This is a genomic window from Rheinheimera maricola, assembly GCF_016918075.2.
Taxonomy (GTDB): domain Bacteria; phylum Pseudomonadota; class Gammaproteobacteria; order Enterobacterales; family Alteromonadaceae; genus Alishewanella; species Alishewanella maricola_A.
Genome location: NZ_JAERPS020000001.1, coordinates 685,213 through 707,442, shown reverse-complemented (window position 1 = coordinate 707,442; position 22,230 = coordinate 685,213). Strand labels below are relative to the sequence as shown.

The 22,230-nt window shown below is 48.0% G+C and carries 15 protein-coding genes; 7 read left to right on the top strand and 8 right to left on the bottom strand.

The window, feature by feature from the left end:
- The first annotated feature begins 16 nt into the window (after positions 1–16).
- Entirely contained in the window at positions 17–1,516 is a 1,500-nt protein-coding gene (locus I4W93_RS03195; RefSeq protein ID WP_205309876.1) for an OmpA family protein, read from the top strand.
- Here the strand turns inward: I4W93_RS03195 and I4W93_RS03190 are convergent.
- Entirely contained in the window at positions 1,513–2,334 is an 822-nt protein-coding gene (locus tag I4W93_RS03190; protein ID WP_205309877.1) for a DUF3025 domain-containing protein, read from the bottom strand. The genes I4W93_RS03195 and I4W93_RS03190 overlap by 4 nt on opposite strands.
- A 216-nt stretch (positions 2,335–2,550) precedes the next feature.
- Here I4W93_RS03190 and asnB point away from each other — a divergent pair, with 216 nt between their 5' ends.
- Complete coding sequence (gene asnB / locus I4W93_RS03185; RefSeq protein WP_205309878.1) at positions 2,551–4,215, top strand: asparagine synthase B; 1,665 nt, start codon at positions 2,551–2,553, stop codon at positions 4,213–4,215.
- A gap of 96 nt (positions 4,216–4,311) precedes the next feature.
- Here the strand turns inward: asnB and I4W93_RS03180 are convergent, their stop codons facing one another.
- Positions 4,312–7,500, bottom strand: coding sequence for an efflux RND transporter permease subunit (locus I4W93_RS03180; protein WP_205309879.1), 3,189 nt, complete (start codon positions 7,498–7,500; stop codon positions 4,312–4,314).
- Between the two features lie 4 nt (positions 7,501–7,504).
- Positions 7,505–8,713: an efflux RND transporter periplasmic adaptor subunit gene (locus tag I4W93_RS03175; protein ID WP_224673234.1), complete on the bottom strand. Its 1,209-nt coding sequence runs from the start codon at positions 8,711–8,713 to the stop codon at positions 7,505–7,507.
- A 504-nt stretch (positions 8,714–9,217) separates the two neighbouring features.
- On the opposite strand from I4W93_RS03175, the gene I4W93_RS03170 reads away from it, so the two are divergent.
- Positions 9,218–9,526, top strand: coding sequence for an isoamylase early set domain-containing protein (locus tag I4W93_RS03170; RefSeq protein WP_205309881.1), 309 nt, complete (start codon positions 9,218–9,220; stop codon positions 9,524–9,526).
- 48 nt (positions 9,527–9,574) lie between these two features.
- On the opposite strand, the gene I4W93_RS03165 is transcribed toward I4W93_RS03170, so the two are convergent.
- On the bottom strand, positions 9,575–10,690 hold the full coding sequence (locus I4W93_RS03165; protein ID WP_205309882.1) for a beta-ketoacyl-ACP synthase III: 1,116 nt from the start codon (positions 10,688–10,690) through the stop codon (positions 9,575–9,577).
- A gap of 222 nt (positions 10,691–10,912) precedes the next feature.
- Here I4W93_RS03165 and tamA point away from each other — a divergent pair, with 222 nt between their 5' ends.
- A complete protein-coding gene (gene tamA / locus I4W93_RS03160) occupies positions 10,913–12,637 on the top strand; it encodes an autotransporter assembly complex protein TamA (protein ID WP_205309883.1) in 1,725 nt (574 codons plus the stop codon).
- Entirely contained in the window at positions 12,634–16,392 is a 3,759-nt protein-coding gene (gene tamB / locus I4W93_RS03155; RefSeq protein ID WP_205309884.1) for an autotransporter assembly complex protein TamB, read from the top strand. Before tamA ends, tamB begins: the two co-directional genes overlap by 4 nt.
- Before the next feature lie 19 nt (positions 16,393–16,411).
- Here the strand turns inward: tamB and I4W93_RS03150 are convergent, their stop codons facing one another.
- Together I4W93_RS03150 and I4W93_RS03145 are read right to left on the bottom strand one after the other, a co-directional pair.
- The gene (locus I4W93_RS03150; RefSeq protein WP_205309885.1) at positions 16,412–17,179 is read right to left on the bottom strand and encodes a methyltransferase domain-containing protein; all 768 of its coding nucleotides are present in this window, start codon (positions 17,177–17,179) and stop codon (positions 16,412–16,414) included.
- The gene (locus I4W93_RS03145; protein ID WP_205309886.1) at positions 17,176–17,934 is read right to left on the bottom strand and encodes a Nif3-like dinuclear metal center hexameric protein; all 759 of its coding nucleotides are present in this window, start codon (positions 17,932–17,934) and stop codon (positions 17,176–17,178) included. The genes I4W93_RS03150 and I4W93_RS03145 overlap by 4 nt, the downstream gene beginning before the upstream one ends.
- Before the next feature lie 136 nt (positions 17,935–18,070).
- Between I4W93_RS03145 and I4W93_RS03140 the strand changes: the two genes are divergently transcribed.
- On the top strand, positions 18,071–18,391 hold the full coding sequence (locus I4W93_RS03140) for a hypothetical protein (RefSeq protein ID WP_205309887.1): 321 nt from the start codon (positions 18,071–18,073) through the stop codon (positions 18,389–18,391).
- Here the strand turns inward: I4W93_RS03140 and I4W93_RS03135 are convergent.
- Positions 18,388–19,575 (bottom strand): glycosyltransferase, encoded by a 1,188-nt coding sequence (locus I4W93_RS03135; protein ID WP_224673232.1) that lies wholly within the window; start codon positions 19,573–19,575, stop codon positions 18,388–18,390. The genes I4W93_RS03140 and I4W93_RS03135 overlap by 4 nt on opposite strands.
- Positions 19,576–19,765: 190 nt before the next feature.
- On the opposite strand from I4W93_RS03135, the gene trhA reads away from it, so the two are divergent.
- Positions 19,766–20,407: a PAQR family membrane homeostasis protein TrhA gene (gene trhA / locus I4W93_RS03130; RefSeq protein ID WP_205309889.1), complete on the top strand. Its 642-nt coding sequence runs from the start codon at positions 19,766–19,768 to the stop codon at positions 20,405–20,407.
- Positions 20,408–20,448: 41 nt separating this feature from the next.
- Here the strand turns inward: trhA and I4W93_RS03125 are convergent, their stop codons facing one another.
- On the bottom strand, positions 20,449–22,035 hold the full coding sequence (locus I4W93_RS03125) for a S8 family serine peptidase (RefSeq protein ID WP_205309890.1): 1,587 nt from the start codon (positions 22,033–22,035) through the stop codon (positions 20,449–20,451).
- Positions 22,036–22,230: the final 195 nt, after the last annotated feature.

The window sequence follows — 22,230 nt, the reverse complement described above, 5'->3', positions numbered from 1 at the left end:
CAATACAAGGAAAGTTATGCGTTTTTTGTTCACTGCTTTACTGCTATTAACCAGCACTGCACTGCTGGCCGACTCGGACCACCCGCTAGTAGGGTCCTACCCTGGCGCCACTATTAATCGTCACGCCGTCACTAATTATGCCGAAATAATGCTACCGCAAAATAAGGTTACCGAAGGTATGCCATTTAACGGTAAAACCATTATTGGTAAGCACACCGGCCATATTTACTTCATTGAAGGCGAGCATTCGCCGCTGCACATTGCCGAAAATTACCTCGATGTTGTAAAACGCTTGGAAGGAAAACTGATTTTGGTGTGTCGTTCTGACTGTGGCAAAAAGTTCTCTGATGAGTTATTAAAAAACCGTCATTGGACGCGAAACGTTTTTCTTAGCATGGCTGGCTTTTCGCAAGCCAGTAACGAGCATTATTATATTCTGGCGCAAGTGGGGCCTGAAACTCACCCTACCTACTTACAATGGTTTATTAGACAACCTTATGGCGACAGAATTGAAATTGGCCAAATAATTAGCGAGCCACAGCAATTGCAACTGGGGCTGGTCACTATTTCGCCAGATGCATTAAGCACTGAGCCAGACAACAGTCCAGCTTCAGTCAGTTTTGGGCCAGACAGCGCTAAAGGCGGAGACCACCCGCTTATTTCCCGTTATGCCGGCGCTAAGCTTACCCATCGTACTGACACCGAATATACCGAAGTGCGCTTGCCCACCGGTATTGCTGATAATAACAAGCAGGTTCCGCATTTAACCCTGGCCGGTAAGTCTAGCCTGTTGCACTACGAAGCCAGAAAAGATCAGTCAACCTTACAGGTGTTTCGTAATTATCAGCAGGCACTACAGGATGCTGGCTTTACTATATTATTTAGCTGCGAGCACCAAGCCTGTGGTGAAGAGCAACGCAAATTATTGTGGCAAGGCAGCCCAGATTGGAATCGTTTTAAAAGTTACTTGAGCAACAGCAACGATAAAGATGACGACTACCGCATGTTAACCGCCTATAACACGGTAAACGAACAAGACATTTATCTGTCGATATATGTGCTAAAAAGTAATGGGTCGACACATGTGGATATTGCGCACGATATTGTTGAGCTAAGCAGCATGCAAACGAATCGGGTAAGCATTGATAACGCCTACCTGCAAAACGAGCTAAGCCGCAGCGGTAAAGTGGTATTGCATGGCTTGCATTTTGCCACCGACAGCGCCAGCTTGTTAGCCGAATCGGATACTGCTTTGGCGGTAATTACCGACTACCTGAAAACACACCCTGGGCAGCAATTTTATGTGGTAGGCCATACTGATAATAGCGGTAGCCATAGCCATAATATGCAGCTATCAAAAGCACGTGCTAACAGTATTTTGCAGGCGCTGGTGAAGCAAGGCATTAGCATGGAGCGGTTATTAGCTGAAGGCGTAGGGGCTATGTCGCCACAGCAACATAATGGCAGCACAGACGGCAAAGCAGCCAATCGCCGGGTGGAATTAGTACTACGTTAAGTGACGCTATGCCGCTTAGGGCGAAAGTAATCGTTATTAGTGTAAAACTGCGGCTTCTGGTTGGCCGCATACCATTTAGGCACCCCTAACAACGGCAAAGGTGTTAACTGCTGCGGGTTTAACAAAGCGCCATCCGTTATAAATCTCAACAGCAATTTATCCAGGCAGGAGTAAGCCTTTTGCAGTGGCCATTGGCGAAAGCCCGCTGGGACATCGACAAATAGCGCTTTGGCGGTTAAACCAATAAAAGGCGCTGTCGCCATTTCATACACTGCATGACCAAAAACCATTGGCCGAATGCCCTGCCACCAGTCTTGCCGATTTGCCACAAAACTTTGTTGCCACTGATGCTGGCGCAGCAGATCCGCATGTTCAATAACATCCGGTTCCAGGCAAATTACCACACCGCATTCATCAAATAACGTCAGCTTATTACGCAGTTTACTGCGCTGCTTTAAACCATATTGGGCTATCTCAGCCATATGTAACTTATTTAGCAGGCTTTTCGTTTGCGGGAATAAGCACCAGATCAAGGCACCAAAAAAGTCATGCCAGTTATCTTTGCGGGTGGGTACCTGTGCGGTTGCATAAATATATTCTTCATAGTACCTGCCATCGGTACTTAGCGCGTCATTGTCAACAAACTTTACCGCTGTGGTTGGCGCTAACTGATTAAGCCAGGCTACATCAGGGTAGTGTGTTAACGGCTCTAAGTCGAACTGTTGGCAGAGATCAGCAAATATAGCGTTATCATGCAGCAGCGCTGAGTTCCAGTTGGCCGGTGGCGTAAAGCGGATTTTTACTTCAGATTTTTGCATAAGCTGTCTTTTCTGTTGCTGTAGCTGAAAGCCCTCAGCGTGAATTACTTATAAAAAGCGCGAAAAAGCGCTTGCAATTTTAGCATGGCATGGCACATTCAATGGGTGCGTTTAGACGTACATACTGCCAAAGTTTCCCATATAGGTTTAAATCTATTGGGTACAAAATGTGTTTAAACCAGTGGGTTTATTCGAATTAATTTAATAGAGGTTATCATGTGTTCGATATTCGGGGTGCTTGACATCAAAACTGATGTTAAAGCCTTGCGCCAACAGGCGCTACAGTTATCCAAGTTATTACGTCACCGCGGGCCAGACTGGTCTGGCGTGTGGAATAACGACAATGCCATTTTAGTGCACGAGCGCCTGGCGATTGTAGATACTGAAAATGGCGCCCAGCCTCTGATTAATGATAATCGAAATCACATTCTGGCAGTGAATGGTGAGATCTACAATCACAAGCAGCTCGAAAAACAGCTCGGCGAGCCTTATCCATTCAAAACTAAGTCAGATTGTGAAGTGATTTTGCCATTATACCTGGAGCATGGCGCTGAATTTATTGACCAGCTGCAAGGCATGTTTGCTTTTATTTTGTATGACGCAGAACAAAACCGTTACCTTATTGCGCGTGACCATATTGGCATTATTCCGCTGTACTATGGTTACGACGAGCATGGCCAGTTGTTTGTTGCCTCAGAGTTAAAAGCCCTGGTGCCGGTGTGTAAGCAAATTAAAGAGTTTCCGCCTGGCCATTACTTTGACAGCAAAATCGGTGAGCTGCGCCAATACTATAAACGCGACTGGCAAAGCTATGCGGCAGTACAAGACAACCCTGCCAGCTTAGCCGAACTAAAAGATGCACTGGAACACAGTGTCAAAAGCCATCTGATGTCAGACGTACCTTATGGTGTATTGTTATCTGGCGGCTTAGACTCATCATTAATATCGGCCATTGCCCAGCAATTTGCTAAACGCCGGGTTGAAGACAACGACGAGTCGGAAGCCTGGTGGCCCCGTTTACACTCTTTTGCTGTCGGTCTTGCCGGTTCGCCGGATTTAATCGCCGCGCAAAAAGTGGCCGATGCCATTGGCACGGTGCACCACACAGTGCACTTTACCGTGCAAGAAGGCCTGGATGCGCTGCGTGATGTAATTTACTTTCTCGAAACTTACGATGTCACCACCATTCGCGCGTCTACGCCGATGTACTTGATGGCGCGTAAAATTAAAGCCACTGGCATTAAGATGGTGTTATCGGGTGAAGGCTCTGATGAGCTGTTCGGCGGCTATTTGTATTTCCATAAAGCCCCTAACGCGAAAGAGTTTCATGAAGAAACGTTACGTAAACTCGACCGCCTGCATATGTTTGACTGCAACCGCGCCAACAAAGCGATGTCGGCTTGGGGGATTGAAGCTCGAGTACCGTTTTTAGACAAAGATTTTATGGATGTGGCCATGCGCTTAAACCCACAGGCAAAAATGTGTGGTGGCGGCAAGATGGAAAAGCATATTCTGCGCCAGGCGTTTGATGGCCTGTTGCCGAATGAAATTTTATGGCGCCAGAAAGAGCAGTTCTCTGACGGCGTAGGTTACAGCTGGATAGACAGCCTAAAAGCGCATGCCGAAAAAGAAGTGTCAGATCAGCAAATGGCCACCGCCAGCTTCCGTTTCCCGGTAAATACACCCGATAGCAAAGAAGCCTATTACTATAGGGTAATTTTTGAAGAACACTTCCCGCACGCCGGCGCTATTGCCTGTGTACCGGGTGGTAAATCTGTCGCCTGCTCTACCCCCGAGGCGTTAGCCTGGGATGCGAAAATGGCACAAATGACCGACCCATCCGGCCGGGCAGTGCGCGATGTGCATACCCAAGCTTATTAAGCTGTAAATAGAAACAACAAGGCCACGCAATTGCGTGGCCTTTTTTATGCCGTAGCGCTAAGTCATGTTTAGCTTAATTCACTGACACAGTATCGATTATTTTACTGACATTGTATCGGCTTGGCCTGAACCAAGTCGGGTATCACGCTTATTTTCTTTGCTTCTAAACAGATTTTTCACGTCTTCCAGTATCACATACAGCGCCGGTATTAAAATCAGCGTAATAACGGTAGCAAACAAAATACCAAACGCCAGTGACACCGCCATCGGTACCACAATTTTGGCCTGTAAGCTGCGTTCCAGTACAATAGGCGCTAAACCAACAAAAGTGGTTAGTGAGGTTAGTAAAATCGCCCGGAAACGCTGCGCGCCGGCTTGCGATACCGCCTCACGTACTGACAATCCCTCTTCGCGCGCCCGGTTAACAAAGTCAACCATTACCAGCGAGTCATTTACCACTACCCCAGCCAGCGCCACCAGACCAAAGATAGACATAATACTCATGCTCAGGCCCAGTACCATGTGTCCTACAACAGCCCCGACTAAACCAAACGGGATAACGCTCATAATGATCAGAGGCTGGCTGTATGACTTAAGCGGTATCGCCATTAAGGCATAGATACAGAACAAGGCAAACACACCTGCTTTCATCAAATCGACCTGAGCGTCTAGTTCATCCTGGCTGGCACCATCAAGCTCACCGGTTACCCCATCGTACTTAGCGGTAATTTCCGGAATGACAGTTTTTTGCATGTCACTGACGACTTTACCTGGCTCCACAGAGTTTTTATCGGCCGCAGCGGTAATGGTTACCGCCCGTTCCCCATTAACCCTATTGATCGCACTGAAACTAGGTTGTAGCGAATACGTCGCAACCTGGGCGAACGGGATTTCGCCGCCATCTGCGGTACGAATACGCATATTCTCCAGACTACCAATTGAGCTGCGTTCACTGCGGGGATAACGCACCATCACCTTCACTTCTTCGCCATCGCGTTGCACTCGCTGTGCCTCTGCACCGTAGAAGCCATAACGAACCTGCCGTGCTACATCGGCCAGCGTTAAGCCAAGCAAATGCGCCTCAGGTGTAAGATTTAACACTATCTCATCATTACCACCGAGCAGGTTGTCTTCAATATCATAAATACCCGCATACTCAGCCAAACGACTTTTTAATTCTTCGGTTGCCAGCTTTAAGTTGTCTAAATTAGTCCCGCGTAATTGCAGCGCAATATCAGCACCACCACCACCACCGGTAGACGCATTAATTTTAAACGCTTTTAAACCAGGTATTTCCGGCATCTCTTCACGCCAGCGATTAGCAATTTCAAACCCATCAATCTCCCTGCCTTCACTTTTCTCCAGTTCAACCACTAACTGGCCACCGGTATCGCTTTGCAGAAACATTAAACGGTGCTTAACAATATCTTCATTGTGCTCAGCATTGAGTTTTTCATTGGCCCGCATCAAGGCAGCCTCAGCTTCACGCATCGCATTGACTGTAGCCTGATTTGACGCGCCTTCCTGCATACTCAGGTTAGCGTTGATAAAGTCACTGGGAATGTTCGGAAAAAACACCCAGCGCACTAAGCCGCCGCCCAACACACCAAACATAACAATTAGCATGGCGAAAAATACCGCCATAGTAATATAACGATACTGTATACAGCGCTCGACAAAGGGTTGATAGCGCTTAGTAACAAAACGTTGCATCGCACGTGCCACCGCCTCACGTACCGCTTTTAACGCATTGCTGCAACCACGCCCTAAACTGTAAAACATGCCCTTACGAGCAGGATCCCATGGCGTAGTGTCCATGTTAACAATGTGCGCCGGCAGGATCATTTTAGATTCGACTAACGAAAAAATCAGACATAGCACCACTACCCAGGCAATCGATCCCCAAATAGGAGCCTGTGCACCGCCTACCATCAACATGGGGGTAAAGGCTGCTATCGTCGTCAATACACCAAACGTCGCTGGCATAGCCACTTTTTTCGCGCCGGCAATTACCGCTTCTGCCGACTTGCCGCGTTTTTCAATTTCGCTGTACGCACTCTCGCCAATGATAATGGCATCATCCACCACTATTCCCAGCACCAGAATAAAGCCAAATAAACTGATCATATTGATGGAGACGTTAAACAGCGGCAACGGCAGCATCGCCATAGCGCCCAGAAAACATACTGGTATGCCCACCATAACCCAAAAAGCAATCCGGAACTCTAGGAACAACGTCAGCGCCAGCAGCACCAAAAATGCGCCCATTACCAGGTTGTTACTCATTAAATCAAGACGGCCTTGCAGATAGTAGCTAGAATCGCCCCAGTGCGCGATAGACACTGACGCCGGCAACTGCTTTTGCTTGCGCTCAACATAGGCTTTAACTTGCTCGGCAATTTTTAGCGTATTGTCATCACCTACTGCATCAACGCGAATTGATACCGAATTTTTACCGTCAAAAGTTGATAAATCTTCACGCTCAATAAAACCATCATTAATGCTGGCAATATCTTTTAATGCCAGCCGGGTGCCATCAGGAAAGGTAAGCAGCACAATATCTTCAAAGTCCTGCGCGAAATAGGCCTGGCCTTTTGTTCTTAATAAAATATTGCCGCTGTCCGACTTAATAGAGCCACCGGGCAAATCAACCGAGCTGCCGCGAATAGCAGCAACAACTTGTTCAAAAGTCAGACCATATTCTTTCAGTTTGAGCTCGGAAAGCTCAATGGAAATCTCATAATCACGTGCCCCCACCACATCCACTTTGCTGATGCCCGGTAACTTCTTCAGCTCGTCACGTACATCTTTTGAAAGCTCTTTTAACGTTGTCTCACTGGAGTCACCGTACAGTGACACCCACATCACATTACTTTGAAACCGAACCCGGTAAACGACTGGCTTTTCCGTTTGCTCTGGCAAAGATGAAATAGCTGATACCTGAGTTTTAATTTCATCCATAACCTCTTGCACATCATAATTACTGGCAATTTCAGCACGTACTGTGGCTAAGCCTTCCACTGCAGTTGAGCGAATACGCTTAATACCATTAACACCACGCAAGCTTTCTTCAATTTTATCAATGACACCGCTTTCAACTTCTTGCGGTGCCGCACCTAAATAAGGCACGCGGATATTGACTTGCTCGAGCACTATTTCAGGAAATATCTGTTTTTTAATGGTAAATAACGAAAACACCCCAGCGACCAGAATAATCGCCATCAGTAAGTTTGCTGCCACGCTGTTGCGGGCGAACCAGGCAATGAGACCCTTATTGGTATCCATAAGGTTACTCCTTCACCAGCGTGGTCAATACTGGCTCTTCAGCCGTTGCTTGCTGCTCTGCGACTTGCTCGGCTTCCTGCTCTGACGCAATTCTTACTACCGTGCCGGCTAACGGGTTGGCAATAGCGGATGTCGCTAAACGGTCACCAGCAACAAAACCACTTTTAACGTAGGCAAAACGTTCATCGGTACGCTCCAGCTCAACTGGGCGGAACTGCAGTTGGCTATCTTTATCCACCACCAGAATTTGCTGCTGTGCCAACAGTAGATGTCTTGATACCACAACCACGTCTGTCGTGGAATTACCCATAACCTGCGCTTGCACAAAACGGCCAAACCGCAGCGGCGCCGCAGTATTTTGATTACGCTGGTACGGGTCTTCAACCTGCGCTACGGCATAAATGACCCGGCTGCGTTCGTCCAGCACGCCCTCGGTCCGCACCAGTTTGGCAGACCACTGCATCAGCTCGCCGCCTACTACCGCCGTTAAAACCACATCAGGCTTAGTTGCAGTATTATTAAAATCTGGCAGTTTGATAAAACCCGCATCGTTATCGGTAATGGGCAAGCGCACCTCGGCAACATCAGTGCCGTAAATCATGCCGACACTGGCACCGCGACTGATAAACTGTCCTAGATTTACGCTACGGCTTTTCACCATACCGGCATAGGGCGCCCGAATTTCAGTGCGGGCTAAATCACGTTTAGCACGTTCAAGCTCGGCTTCAGCTGAACGCACATTGGCCAGTGCACCGGCCAGTTGTGGCCGACGCAATCCCAACTCTGGTGCTTTGCCATCAGTAAAAGAGCGCCATTCCTCTTCTGCTACTCTACCGCGAGCTTTTTCTTCTTCAAGTGCCGCTTGAGCATTAGTCAAGCTGGCTTCTGCCGCTTTTACATTAGTTTGATAATCTGCCTGCTCTACCTGGATCAGCAGATCACCGGCGTTAAAAAAGCCACCTTCTATAAAATTAGCGGCCACTTCAACAATTCGGCCATTTACCTCCGAGCTTAAACTCGTTTCTAATTTTGGCTTAACGGTGCCTTGTGATTGAATGCGATAGACCAAGTCTTCCGTTTGTATCGGCGTCGCGGTGATCAGCACTGCGGGGCGCTGCTCTTCTTTCTTTTCTGGCGGTTTGCGCATTTTCATCAAACCGCCGGCTAATACTACGGCGACTACAATTACACCGACCGGAATCAGAACTTTCAAAACTTTTGCTGCCATGTTTATACCCACAATGCTATTTTTCTGACGCTATACTAGAGCCATGCCGATTTAAAGTAACGTGATGAATGTTACGCTTTGTATCAGTGTAGATAAGCACACAAATAACGCTACCAGGCTTTGGCTAATAAAACGCTAAGCGCTAATGCATTAAGTACCCGAATTTACTGCCCTTCACGCTAGTTAAGGCTATGCTAATGCAATCGTATTCTTTCCATCGCCATGCTAACAGCCGACAACAATGTAATATCTTGTTACAACTGAATTTCTCAGCCCAGACTCACGCACTTTTGATCGTTTAGTTATATAAACCTGAGAAACAATTATTTGCACAGCCTGGCTAAATTCCCTAAGGTGTTTTGGAGGGCGGACTGTTCATAATTACATCATAAAACTACCGCATTATTCGTTAACACGTTTACAAACGTATTCTAAGCTGACAAGCGCCAAGACGTATTTGTGTTTAATTATTACATTGAGGGAAATACGATGAGTATCAGTAAGCAATACTTGAAAACCAAGCCAGTATGTAAAGTGACTTTTACCCTGCCGGCACACCGGATGGCGCAAATTGAACAAGTAGCACTATTGGGCGAATTTAACGACTGGGATCCGGTAGCCTTGCCAATGAAAAAAAGCAAAACCGGCGACTTTACCGCCACGCTGAACCTGGAGAAGAATAAAGAATATCAGTTCCGCTACTTGGTAAATGGTGGAACCTGGCTGAATGACGAGGCAGCAGACAGCTATCAGCCTTCACCGCTGTCTTATGATAATAACTCGGTTATCCGCTTATAACATAGTAAGGGCAGCTTATGCTGCCCTTACTACTGTAGAGGTGTTATTTCAGCACTTTTGCAAGACTAAACATCCCACAGAATACCCGGCACCAAAAGAACACAATATAGCGTGATCTCCGGCTTGCAAGCCTGTTTTATTCTTGTGAAAAGCAATAATTGAACCCGCGGATGCGGTATTGGCATAGGTATCCAGCACCAAAGGTGCTTCTTCAGGTTCAGGGTCTCTGCCAAGGATCTTTTTCGCAGCAAAAATATTCATATTAATATTGGCCTGATGTAGCCACAGCCGCTTTAGCTGCTCCGGTTTAACTTGCTGCAGTGCCATTTCAGCCTGAATAACCTCTGCCACGATCGGCAGTAATTCTTTAAACACCTTACGGCCTTGTTGGGTAAAAAAGGGCACTAGCGGATCTGCTGGCAAACAATGTTCGGTATAACCAACTTCACAGCGGATATTGTTAGAAAATTCCGTTTTCAAGCGCATACCGTTGATGCGGTATGCATTATTTGCTGTACAGCTTTCTTCGGCTTCAATGATGGTGGCAGTGCAAACATCACCAAAAATAAAATGGCTGTCGCGGCTGCGGTAATTGACTTGCGGCGAGGCAAACTCCGGGTTTACCACCAATACAACTTTTGCCGTGCCGCCACGAATAGCGTTTACAGCATTGCTAATCGCAAAGGTTGCGGACGAGCACGCCACGTTCATATCAAAAGCGTAACCGGCGACACCCAATAATTGTTGCAGCTCAATTGATAACGCCGGGTAAGGTCGCTGCATATTTGAAGCAGCACAGATAATCAAGTCGATATCCGCTGCAGTTTTATTTGCCTGTGCCATCGCTTCACGTGCTGCCGACAACGCCATCTCTACCATTTCCGGCGGTTGTTCTTCACTGCGACGGGGAAATACAGGATGCATCACGTTGGGGTCTAAAATGCCGTCTTTGTACAACACATGCCGAGCTTTAATGCCGGAGGCTTTTTCAATAAACTCGCTACTGGAATACTCCAGCGCCACAACGTCACCAGCTACGATTGCAGTGGCTTGTTGCCCATTAAACTGGTCAACATACTGGTTGTAGCTGGCGACCAATTCGTCATTCGTTATAATGTTTTCTGGCGTAAACAGGCCTGAGCCGCTGATAACAACACTTTTCATAATACTGCCCTTGTCAGATGGCGGTTTTGCTACCGCTTTTTAGTGCCGGCAGTATAACTGATATCAGCCCTTAAGTTGTACCATGCTGTGGCATTATCCCGCTATTGCTGCATCTGTTCAGTCTCGATTTATGCAACGCAGTGTACATTAACAAGCTGCGTGCGCCATAATAGCCCCGCTTTCAATTTTTTTACTTTCTTAATACGGGATTTTTTTACGCCGATGCATAACCGCGGTTTGCTTATTTCTACAGCGCTGGCAGCCATACTCAGTCTTAGCTATACCGTGTGCGCGCAAACACCATATCAATTTAAAATTAGCGGTGTAAATGGCGCAATGCGGGATAATATCGACATTTATCTGCAAAAATATACGGCGGGCAACCACACGCCGGGCGTGCGGTTTCAAACTACATTACAGCAGGAAATTCAAACTGCGTTGCAAGCTTTGGGTTATTACCATAGCGACATAACTGTAACAGCCAACGAAGCAACACCGCGAATAATGCACATCCAGGTGCAGGCAGGCGAGCCGGTGCGTATCAGCCAAAGCGATATACACTTGTCCGGTGATGCCACAGTAGATGCCGATTTTGCCGCCTTACTAAGCAAGCAAGCACCCAAGCAAGGTCAGGTGCTGCATCATGGTGCCTATGACGGCTTTAAAAGTGCCTTAAAAAGCTTGGCACTGCGCAAAGGTTACTTTGATGCCGATTTCACCCTGACACGGCTTGAGGTTGCACCCGAGCTAAAGCAAGCTTTTGTCCGTCTACACTTTAACTCTGGAAAGCGCTACAAGTTTGGTGCGGTAAGTTTTAACGGCAACCAAATAGCTGAGCCTGGGTTACGTTCTTTAATTCCGTTTAATCACGGTGATTTTTATCTGACCAGTCAATTAGGCGAGCTTAATCAGGCATTAGCCACGACCGGCTGGTTTTCTTCAATTTTAGTCGAGGGTAACACTACGCAGATACAGAATTTTACGCTGCCGATCAACGTGGAGCTTCAGCCGGAACGGCGCAACATTATAGAAACTGGCATCGGTTACTCAACCGATGTAAAAACCCGATTAAAACTAAACTGGAATAAACCCTGGCTTAATAGATCCGGCCATAGCCTAAGCAGTAAATTGGCGCTATCAGAGATTGAGCAAAGCGTCGAGGCCGCCTACAAAGTACCACTGGCCAGTGTCGCCAATGACTTTTACCAGGTACAGCTTGGTTTTCGTAACCGTGATAATCAGGACACAGAAAGCCGCGAATCTAATCTGGCGCTGGAGCGCCACTGGTTGCTGCAAAGCGACTGGTATCGCACAGCATCGGTACGTTGGTTATATGAAGACTTTGTCCAGGCGGACCAAAACGCCAGCATTAGCCTGATTATGCCGGGAATAAGTTTCAACCGCAGCAAACAATCCAGTGGCTCCATGCCCTCATCGGCTAACAGATTATTACTGGGCGTTGAGGTATCAGATGAAGCCTGGGGCTCTGATGCCAGCTTTGTACGCTTGCGCAGCCGTATAGGCTGGATTGGCAGTGCCGGTAATAATCATCGCTTAGTTACCCGCCTTGATGGCGGTGCTGTCTTGATGGAAGGCTTATCACAATTACCCCCTTCACTGCGCTTTTTTGCCGGTGGCGATAACAGTATTCGTGGTTATGGCTATGAAACTGTATCGCCGCGCAACAGCGAAGATGAATTAACCGGTGGCCGCTATATGGCAACTGCGGCACTGGAATACCAATACCGTGTAAAAGGTAATTGGTGGCTGGCAGCATTTAGTGATTATGGCAGCGCCTGGGATGATAAACCCGAGTGGGTGCAAGGCGTTGGTTTTGGCGTGCGCTGGGCTTCTCCCGTTGGTCCGGTGCGACTTGATTTTGCCTGGGGCCTGGATGGGCCTGACAAAGGTTTCCAATTGCACTTTGCCCTGGGGCCGGAATTATGAGTAAACCCACCGCGAAACGTTGGCTGAAACGTAGCGCTAAATTACTAAATTGGACATTATTGCTGCCCAGTGCTGCACTTGTAGCCATATTGTTTACCCTGCTTTACACCTCCGCAGGCTTAAGTGTTAACCTTTGGCTGGCACAACATTTCATCAGTGGATTCAGCGTAGAGCGCAGCGAAGGCAGTCTGCTGGGCGGTAATACCTTGCATGGTCTGCGCTGGCAGGATGACGCGCTAAAGCTGACGTTAAAACAAAGCACATTGCAAATTAACAATGGCTGTTTTTTGCGCTTTACCCTATGTGTAGAACAACTTGCAGTGCAAGGATTAGCTGTTGACATTGCCGATACCGACAATCCACCACCAGACACGCAGCAAGCTGCTGCACGCTTATGGTTACCATTTGCCATTGAGATTACTCAGCTGCAACTGAACGACGCCAACGTAGTGGTTGCTGGTACGACGTTAAGCTGGCAACAATTCAACACGGCTGCCACGCTGTGGGGCAATAAAGTCCAACTTAATCAGCCTCACTGGCAGCAGGTCACTCTGACGTTGCCGCAAGCAACGGATAATAATGCCGCTGATGAAGCCTTTGCCTATCAGGTGCCACAACTGCATGATATCTCCTTGCCACTGAGCTTATTCATCGACCGTTTTCGCCTGTCAGATCTCACTTTGCAACAAACTGGCGCAAAATCGCAAACCATCAGTGAGCTCGCGTTTAGTCTGCAAATGCTGCCGCAGCAAATATCACTAACCCAACTTGATATCCAGCATTCACTGGCTTCGCTGCATGCATCAGCCAGACTAGAACCTGTTGGCGACTATCCGTTAAAAGCGGATATTCGACTATTGCTGCACAATACGCCATTGACTGGCCAACGACTGCGTCTGACACTGGATGGCTCATTGGCTGATTTGCAACTACAAGCCCAAGCCAGTGAGCTGTTAAATGCTGAATTCTCGTTGTGGTTAAACTTGCTAGATAGTGCCCTGCCGCTTAAAGCGCACTTAAATGCTGCACAGCTGCAATGGCCGCTTAGCGGTGAAGCAGAAATACAACTGAACCAAGTACAAATGGCAGCCAACGGCAACCTGGAACAATTGCATTTTAATGCCGGGATGGCGTTAAGTGGTGAGCAACTGCCAGCGAGCCGGGTAAAGCTAAATGGCCACACCACCTTGACGGGTGCAACGCTGGAAAACATAGTTATTAACAGCCTTGGCGGAGAGCTTAGCGGCCAGACAGAGCTGAGTTGGCAACAGCAACTCAGCTGGCTTGGAGAAGTAAAGTTAAGCAACATCCAACCGGGCCAATTTTGGCCGGATTACAGTGGCCAGCTCAATGGCGACATGCTGTTTAGCGGCCAGCTAACAGCACAAGGCGGCTGGCAGCTGGACCTGCCACAATTAGAGCTTAACGGCAGCTTACGTGATTACCAGCTTAAGTTGGACGGTAGCTTAAATGCTTCCGACAACAGCGGCCAAGGCGATTACCGCTTGAATACGCCGGGTCTGACGCTGCACCATGCACAAAACCAAATCCACCTGACCGGCTCGTTGGATAAAGAGTGGCAACTGGCGATGACAGTTGCTATACCCACATTGGCGCAAAGCATAAACGGCGCGCAAGGCAGTGTCAGCGCTGACGTTAACATAACCGGTCAACGCGAGGCGCCACAGCTGACCGGCTCGCTTAGTGCTAACGCACTGCAGTGGCAGGACGTCAGCCTACAGCAGTTAACGCTTGACACCAACCTTAGCGTTAACAGTGAACACAAATTCACCACGTCAGTGTCACTTCAGGCCAGCAACGGCGAGTATCAGCAACACAGTTTTGAGCAACTTACGCTGACACTTAACGGTAGCGAGTTACAGCATCAACTGACACTGCAACTGAGCGGTGCTGAGCATAATGCCGCTATAGAACTGAGCGGCAGTTTGAAAGCAAACGAACACTGGCAAGGCACCTTGCTAGCTGCCAGCCTAGACAGCGTGGCCGGGCGCTGGCAATTGGTTGAAAGTACGGAGCTGGATTACCGTTTTGCTAATGCGCAGTTAACAGTGCAGCCGCACTGCTGGCAACAGAGTCCGGCTGAGCTGTGCGTAGTTGAACCTCTGCTACTGGGCGCCGGGCAGCTAGCCGTTGAGTTTAAACTACAACAGTTTGCCTTGTCGGCTTTGGCTGATTTTTTACCGCCGCAGATGGCCGTACAAGGCCAGGTAGATGCGCATGTCAGTGCTAACTGGCAATCTGGCAAACAACCGCAGGCACAGCTTAAGCTCAATGGCAGCAGCGGCGACTGGCGCTATCAGGCAGAACAACCTGTTACACTGAGCTGGCAAAGCTGGGCGCTGGACGCGGTATTGGCTGACGACACGCTTAACAGCAGCCTGGATTGGCAGTTTGATAACAGTAGCGCATTGCAAACTGAAGTCAGCATTAGCGACGTACAATCCGCTTCGCGTCAACTGCAGGGTAAACTGCTGTTACAGCAGTTCAGCCTGGCTTTCTTGCAACCCCTGCTAGAGCAAAACAGTGAGCTTGCCGGCATACTGAACAGCGACTTGCACTTTAGCGGTGATTTAAGCCATCCGGACATTAATGGCAAGCTGGCGTTAAATAGCTTTAAACTGGCTGGTAAACAAGCCCCGGTTGATGTTACAGATGCCAACATAGCGCTGGCATTTAACGGACAACAAGCAACGCTGCAGGGGTTGGTTAACACCAGTAGAGGCCGCATAGACCTAAATGGAGATGCAACCTGGCCGCAAATTGATAACTGGCAAGCTACTGTTAACGTAAAAGGCGATGAGCTAAGCTTGCAAATTCCGCAGGCACAACTGCAAGTAGCTCCGGATTTAACCTTAACGGCCAAGCCTGGTCTGACGTCACTTAGCGGCACAGTGCAAATTCCGTTTGCTCGCATTAACATCGACAGCCTACCGCAAACTGCGGTGGGGTTAACGGATGATCTGGTATTGCTGGACGAGAACTTGCAGCCCATCCAAACTGAGCGGCAAACTGCTTTTGCGCTGCAAACTGATGTTAATGTGGTGCTGGGCAGACGGGTACAATTGTCGGCTTTTGGCTTACAAACCCGTCTCAGCGGTAACTTACGAGTGCGCCAGCAGCCACTGCAACAGCCAACGTTTAATGGCGATGTCCGCCTGCAAGACGGTACTTTTCGGGCTTATGGTCAAGACTTACTCATCCGCCAGGGCAAAATGAGCTTTAACGGCCCCGCCGACCAGCCATTTTTAAATGTTGAAGCTATCCGTAATCCAGCCAATATGGAAGATGACGTTATTGCCGGTATTCGGGTTACCGGCCCGGCAGATAACCCCACTGCCAGTATTTTTTCCGAGCCAGCCAAACCGCAGGCTAATGCGTTAGCGTATTTGCTGATGGGCCGTGATATCGGCAGCGACTCTGGCAGCGCAGGTTCAGCGCTTACCACCAGCCTGATTGGTATGTCGATCGCTTCTACCGGAGCTGTTGTTGGTGAGTTGGGTGAAGCGTTTGGGGTACGCGATCTTACGCTGGATACTGCCGGTGCCGGAGACAATTCGCAGGTAACGGTAAGTGGCTACTTGTCACGCGATCTGCAGGTTAAATATGGCTATGGCATTTTTAATGCGGTTGGCGAATTTACCCTGCGCTACCGCATAATGCGTAACCTGTATTTGGAAGCAGTAAACAGTCTGGATAACGCAGTTGATTTACTCTACAAATTTGAGTTTGACTAAGGCGCTATTAAAGCTCGCCCTAAACTGCCTGGAGCAATAAATGCTGATAGCGGCCCAGCGATGCATAAGGCTCAGTGCGGTTATATTGTAATTCCAGCGCCAGCAACTGCTCAAAGTGGCTTTGCTGCTGGCTGCGATCACGTAAGTAATCATGAAAACAGCGTACGCCGGTTTTAGCCTGCAGCCTAAAACCAGCCTGCTGGCACCATTGCAGTACATCTGTTGGCGCCAGCGGATGTTGCGGGTTTAAACTGACTTTCTTTTTTACCTGAAAATCAACCGCGACATAATCAAAGTTACCAAACAAAATATTGCCAAAACGTTTGGCGTCTTTGTTGTAAAACATCAGCGATAACACACCGCCGGGCGCAACCAACTGCCGTAGTTGTGCAATGGCTAATTCAGGCTGAGCCAACCATTCCAACATAGCGTGGCACAGCACTAGCTGATACTGATGCTGATGCGTAACCGCCAACTCAGCCAGACCAATCTGCGCAAAGCTGACATTATCAGCACCCTGCAGCAGAGCTTGTTGCTGGGCAAGTTGCAGCATGTCAGCAGATATGTCGGTTAAATGTACACTATGGCCCTGCGCAGCCAAAGCCAGCGCCAACTGGCCCTGGCCAGCTCCAACATCGAGAATATTACACGGTTGCTGTAATAGCGTAAGTTCAGCTAAATCTCGCAGCAGCACCAATTGGCGCAACTTACCCTTGGTACTGCTGTAAATATTGTGCGCAAATTTGGCCGCTATACCATCAAAGCTGCGATCAGTTTTTTGTTTCATGCCGGATTATCAATATCAATAAACTGCACATCCAACGCAAACTGCTGCGCAATAAATTCGCCCAGCGCTTTTACACCGTAGCGCTCGGTGGCGTGATGGCCGGCAGCAATAAAATGAATACCCAGTTCACGCGATAAATGAATAGTTTGCTCCGATACCTCGCCGCTGATAAACAATTGTGCGCCAGCAGCCGCCGCTTGCTCGATATAGCCCTGTCCACCGCCGGTACACCAGGCCAGTTTGCTGACCGCATGGCTGCCTGCGGTATGCAACAGCACTTGCCTACCCAGCGTACGTTCTAAATCAGTGGCAATTTGTTGTACCGGTATCGCTTGTGTAAGCTCGCCCTGCATCAACACACCATTGGGATCTGCAGTAGCAACTGCGGTAACATTTTGCGCGTTTAGTAAGCGCCCCAATTGCGCGTTATTGCCAAGTGACGGATGCACATCCAGAGGTAAGTGATAAGCCAGTAAATTAATGTCATGAGCCAGCAAAGTTTGCAGACGCTTTTTCTTAATACCGGTTACCTGAGCAGATTCATTTTTCCAAAAATAGCCGTGATGCACCAATATCGCATCAGCGTTCACCGCTACAGCAGCATCCAGTAAGGCCTGGCTGGCGGTAACCCCGGTTACTAGTCGGGTAATTTTGGCCTTGCCTTCTACCTGCAAACCATTGGGGCAATAATCATGAATTTTTTCACTTTGTAACTCGGTATTCAAAAATGTCACTAACTGGTCGCGCTCTATCATCGATGGGTTTTCCACTGCTGCTGATAACCGTATTGTACTTCAACAGCTAAAAAAAACCGGCACATTTGTGTTATGGCTACAAAATGTTGTATAAATACCGAGCTACATGCGCAAATAATGTCAGTTAAGGACCCTTATGAGTAAATTGGACAAAGATAAGGTTATTGCCGATTTTACCGCAGCTTACACTGCAGCCTTCGGTAAAACGCCACAATTAGAGCAAAAGCCCGGCTGGTTCAGCGTAGATGGCGGTAAAAATATCCGTCTGGCCGAATTGGCTGATTTAGGCGCCAGTTACAGCAGTGCTAAACCAAAGGTTGCTGCGACAAAAGCTGCGCCGGCCAAGAGCACAGCAAAGCCAGCAGCAAAAACAGCGAAAAGCAATGGTGGAAAATCTGCCTCGGCGCTATGGGCAGAACGCAACAGCGCACAGCGTCAACCAAGAGGTTGTCGTTAATCAGCATCTGTCTGGCTGCTTAGTTCAGCCAGACGTGTTTTCACTTCTATCCATTGCCCCATAAATTTGGTACTACGATAAGCATGGTGTCTAAGCATCAGGCCAGTGAAATTTTGCTGGCGATGACTATGCAAATTACTACGTAGTTGTTCCAGTTGTTGCCAAATCCGCGGCTGGTGCAGGGCCAAATCAAAATTAAGTTGCAAGGTACGAAAGCCCTGTTGCTGCGCCTGCTGCCACAAATCCTGATGCTGATATAACCGCACAGCTGCATCAGCCAGCGTCTGTGCATCATTGGCAATTGCACCGGCCCAACCGCCTGTGGCCTGCATACCTTCAGCGCCCACATCTGTGGTAACGCTTGGCGTGCCGCATCGCATGGCATCCAGTAGCTTTCCTTTTAACCCGGCACCAAACGCCAACGGAGCTAAACACACTCGGGCCTGTTGCAACACTGTACTGGCATTTTCTGCCCAACCTTTTACTAAAAAGCCCTCGCGGGCGTTATGCAATGCTGTTGCCTTCGGTGGCGGGTAAGCACCATAAATATGTAACTCTGCAGCTGGCAATTGTGCCCTTATCAAGGGCCAAATTTGCTGCTTTAACCATAATACTGCATGCCAGTTTGGCGCATGACGAAAATTACCAATAGCAATAAAGTGTTGCCGCGCCGCAAATTCAGCCGTGCCGGACGTGACAGGTTGATCTAACAAAAACGGGCAATAACACAGTAATGCTGACGGGATCTGATAATGCTGTTGCAGCAATTGCATTTCATATTCTGAAATAACCAGCGTGATATCACAACGGTATATCGCCGCCATCTCTCGTTGCGCCAATTCAGAATTGAGCGCACCAGCATTGACCGGCACTGCGGCTTTAAAGCAGTGTTCACGTGCTTGTCGCAACGCATGACAGTCCTCCATATCCAGAATACGCATTGCCTGCGGACACGCTTGTTCAACCCGCCAACCAAACTGCTCTTCTAACATAAAGCGGTCAAACATCACCGCCTGTGGTGCCAGTTCAGCCAGCCAGGCATCAAAACTACTGTCGTTTAGTTTCAGCTGCTGCTCATTCACGCCAAGCTCTGCCAACGGGTATCGATGCGGGCCAGGCTCTGCCACGCTGGCAAAAATAACCTGCCAGCCCTGCGCTAAATAGAGCTTTAATAAACTCAACATTCGGTAGCCTGCCGCGGACGAGTTTGGCTCTGGCCAAACGTAACCAATCACAATTAATAATGGCTTGTTGTTCACAGGCGATGCCTTGTCAGAATAAAGCGGCATTCTACCTAAAATCGATGCTGCAGAACAACTTGGCAGTCGACGTAGCCGTGATAAGATACAAGCTGTTGAATCTGGATATCTTATTATGAATGCTACACCTTATTCTGCCGTTGAAGAATTACTACATGCAATTAGCCATGGCGTAGGTGCCATTCTTAGTGTGATTGGCTTATTGTTGATGCTAGCTATAGCCTTACCGACAACCGATCCTTGGCATTTCGCCAGCAGCGTAATCTACGGCGGCAGCCTGATCCTGCTATACACTAGTTCAACGCTGTATCACGCTATTGCTAACATTGACATTAAACGGCGCCTACGCCAACTAGACCACGCCGCCATTTTTATTCTGATCGCCGGTACCTACACACCGTTTACGCTGATCAATTTACGTGACAACTGGGGCTTGCCGCTGTTTGCGTTGATTTGGCTGGTGGCGTTGGCGGGCGTAATTATTGAGTTGGCAACAGGCCTTAAATATAAAAAGTTATCATTGGGTTTATATCTTGGAATGGGCTGGTTAGTGATAATTGCTATCCAGCCAATGCTAACTCATGTCGCTAGCGGTGGTATGCTACTACTGTTAGCAGGTGGCTTAAGTTATTCTTTCGGAGTTATTTTTTACGCCTGGAAACGATTATTTATGCACCATGTTATTTGGCATTTGTTCGTGCTCGCGGGCAGCGTATTGCATTTTCTGGCAGTGTATTACTACGTATTGCAACGGTAAAAAAACAGGCCGGTTTGTCCGGCCTGTTACACTTTACATTATCAATATTGATAGCTGAACGTTACACCACTAAAGGCGGTGTAAGCCCGAATTCCAATGTGCCAGGTACCAGCTTGTGGATTGTTAAACGTACATATTTCATTATTACCACTTAGGTAAGGGCGACAATTATAATTCGATGTTGATGGTTGACTACCGTATCGTATATACAAATCTGCATCACCAGTACCGCCTGATATCTGGAAGCTAACACTAGAGACACCAGATGGGATTTGATAACTTCCTCTTAACCATTGCCCACTTGTGGCAGACAAATTAGGGAAAGTGGCCCCACCCGTGCCGCCGCCGTCATCACCGCCGCCATCATCGCCTGAGCCATCGCAACCGTTGTTGGTTAGATAATCGTGTGCAGCTTTAGCTTTTACAATACCCCAGCCATAAGAGTTATCCCGGCCTGAAGAACCACGGTCCTCTGCTGTTGCATTTAATGCACTACGGATTTGAGCTGCGGTACATTGTGGATGATTGCTCCACACCAGAGCAGCAACACCGGCTACATGAGGCGATGCCATTGAAGTACCGCTGATGCTGTTATAACCACCGTTGTTCCAGGTTGAATTAACGCTGACACCAGGGCCGGAAATTTCAACCTGAGAGTTACGCTGTGAAAAACTGGCCAGTGAACCGCTGGAATTAACGGCAGCAACAGAAACTACAGCATCATAGGAGGCAGGATAAGACAAACTGGTGTTGCCACCGTTACCCGCAGCGGCAACTAACAGCATGCCTCCGTTATAAAAGCTGGCCATAGCGTTGTTTTCAGTCTGATTTGAAGACCCGCCGCCTAAACTCATATTAACCACTTTTGCACCGGCATCTTTACACGACTGGATAGCCGTGATCAGGTTTGACGCGTTCGTCCAGTTACCTGAGTTATTAAAGATTTTAACAATATGTACGCCAGCTTGGCCTGAGCCAATTGTACCTACTACCCCATTGTTATTGTTCAGTGCAACCATGGTGCCTGCGACATGGGTACCATGACCGTTGCCATCTTCATACCAGTTACCATGGCCAGAAAATGAATACCCTGAAACGCCTGAACTTTGTAAATCTTCATGATCATAATCGTAACCCGTGTCGATAACACACACCTTGGTGTTACCCGCACTACTATCACTAACTTGGTTCGCCTGAACCATGGTAATGCCATAAGGCGTGGTTTGTGCCATAGGCGTTATCACATCCATTAGATAGCGTTTATGATCTTCCTCTATATACTCGACGTTAGGATCATTTTGTAACATTTTACGCTGAGAAGGAGTTAGCTCTGCCACGCTGGCATGCACAGATTTTAAATGCGACAACGCATTGACATTAACTTTTTGCAAAACTTGCTGCGCGCGGGAAGCTGAAAACTCAGCCCGTGGGTTACGGCCATCGACAGTGGTTTTGGCTACGGGTTCTTTAAATTTTACGATGTAGCGTGTAGTTTTATTATCTCTTAGCTCTGCCTGGCTTAACTTAAGTTCTGGTTTTTTAACGCCTTCAGCAACAGCGACTGATGTCAGGCTTAGTGCAAAACAGCCGGCGGAAGCAGCCGCCAGAATTGTAGATATTTTTTTCATCATAGTACCCTTGGTAAATTATTATTTTCCTTGTTGTACGTGCTGCATCCTGCTGCTCAATAATTCACCAATCAGGCATCAGATAACCATTACAAATTGATTATAAATTTCTTACAAATTGATTGATAAAACCTGTTTCAGAAAAATAAAACCAGTATCAGAAACATTTTAGATAATAACGGAACGGCCTGATGA

Coding starts and splice junctions, on each gene's coding strand:
- I4W93_RS03195 (WP_205309876.1), top strand. CDS start 17: ATGCGTTTTTTGTTCACTGCTTTACTGCTATTAACCAGCACTGCACTG.
- I4W93_RS03190 (WP_205309877.1), bottom strand. CDS start 2,334: ATGCAAAAATCTGAAGTAAAAATCCGCTTTACGCCACCGGCCAACTGG.
- asnB (WP_205309878.1), top strand. CDS start 2,551: ATGTGTTCGATATTCGGGGTGCTTGACATCAAAACTGATGTTAAAGCC.
- I4W93_RS03180 (WP_205309879.1), bottom strand. CDS start 7,500: ATGGATACCAATAAGGGTCTCATTGCCTGGTTCGCCCGCAACAGCGTG.
- I4W93_RS03170 (WP_205309881.1), top strand. CDS start 9,218: ATGAGTATCAGTAAGCAATACTTGAAAACCAAGCCAGTATGTAAAGTG.
- I4W93_RS03165 (WP_205309882.1), bottom strand. CDS start 10,690: ATGAAAAGTGTTGTTATCAGCGGCTCAGGCCTGTTTACGCCAGAAAAC.
- tamA (WP_205309883.1), top strand. CDS start 10,913: ATGCATAACCGCGGTTTGCTTATTTCTACAGCGCTGGCAGCCATACTC.
- tamB (WP_205309884.1), top strand. CDS start 12,634: ATGAGTAAACCCACCGCGAAACGTTGGCTGAAACGTAGCGCTAAATTA.
- I4W93_RS03150 (WP_205309885.1), bottom strand. CDS start 17,179: ATGAAACAAAAAACTGATCGCAGCTTTGATGGTATAGCGGCCAAATTT.
- I4W93_RS03145 (WP_205309886.1), bottom strand. CDS start 17,934: ATGATAGAGCGCGACCAGTTAGTGACATTTTTGAATACCGAGTTACAA.
- I4W93_RS03140 (WP_205309887.1), top strand. CDS start 18,071: ATGAGTAAATTGGACAAAGATAAGGTTATTGCCGATTTTACCGCAGCT.
- I4W93_RS03135 (WP_224673232.1), bottom strand. CDS start 19,575: ATGTTGAGTTTATTAAAGCTCTATTTAGCGCAGGGCTGGCAGGTTATT.
- trhA (WP_205309889.1), top strand. CDS start 19,766: ATGAATGCTACACCTTATTCTGCCGTTGAAGAATTACTACATGCAATT.
- I4W93_RS03125 (WP_205309890.1), bottom strand. CDS start 22,035: ATGAAAAAAATATCTACAATTCTGGCGGCTGCTTCCGCCGGCTGTTTT.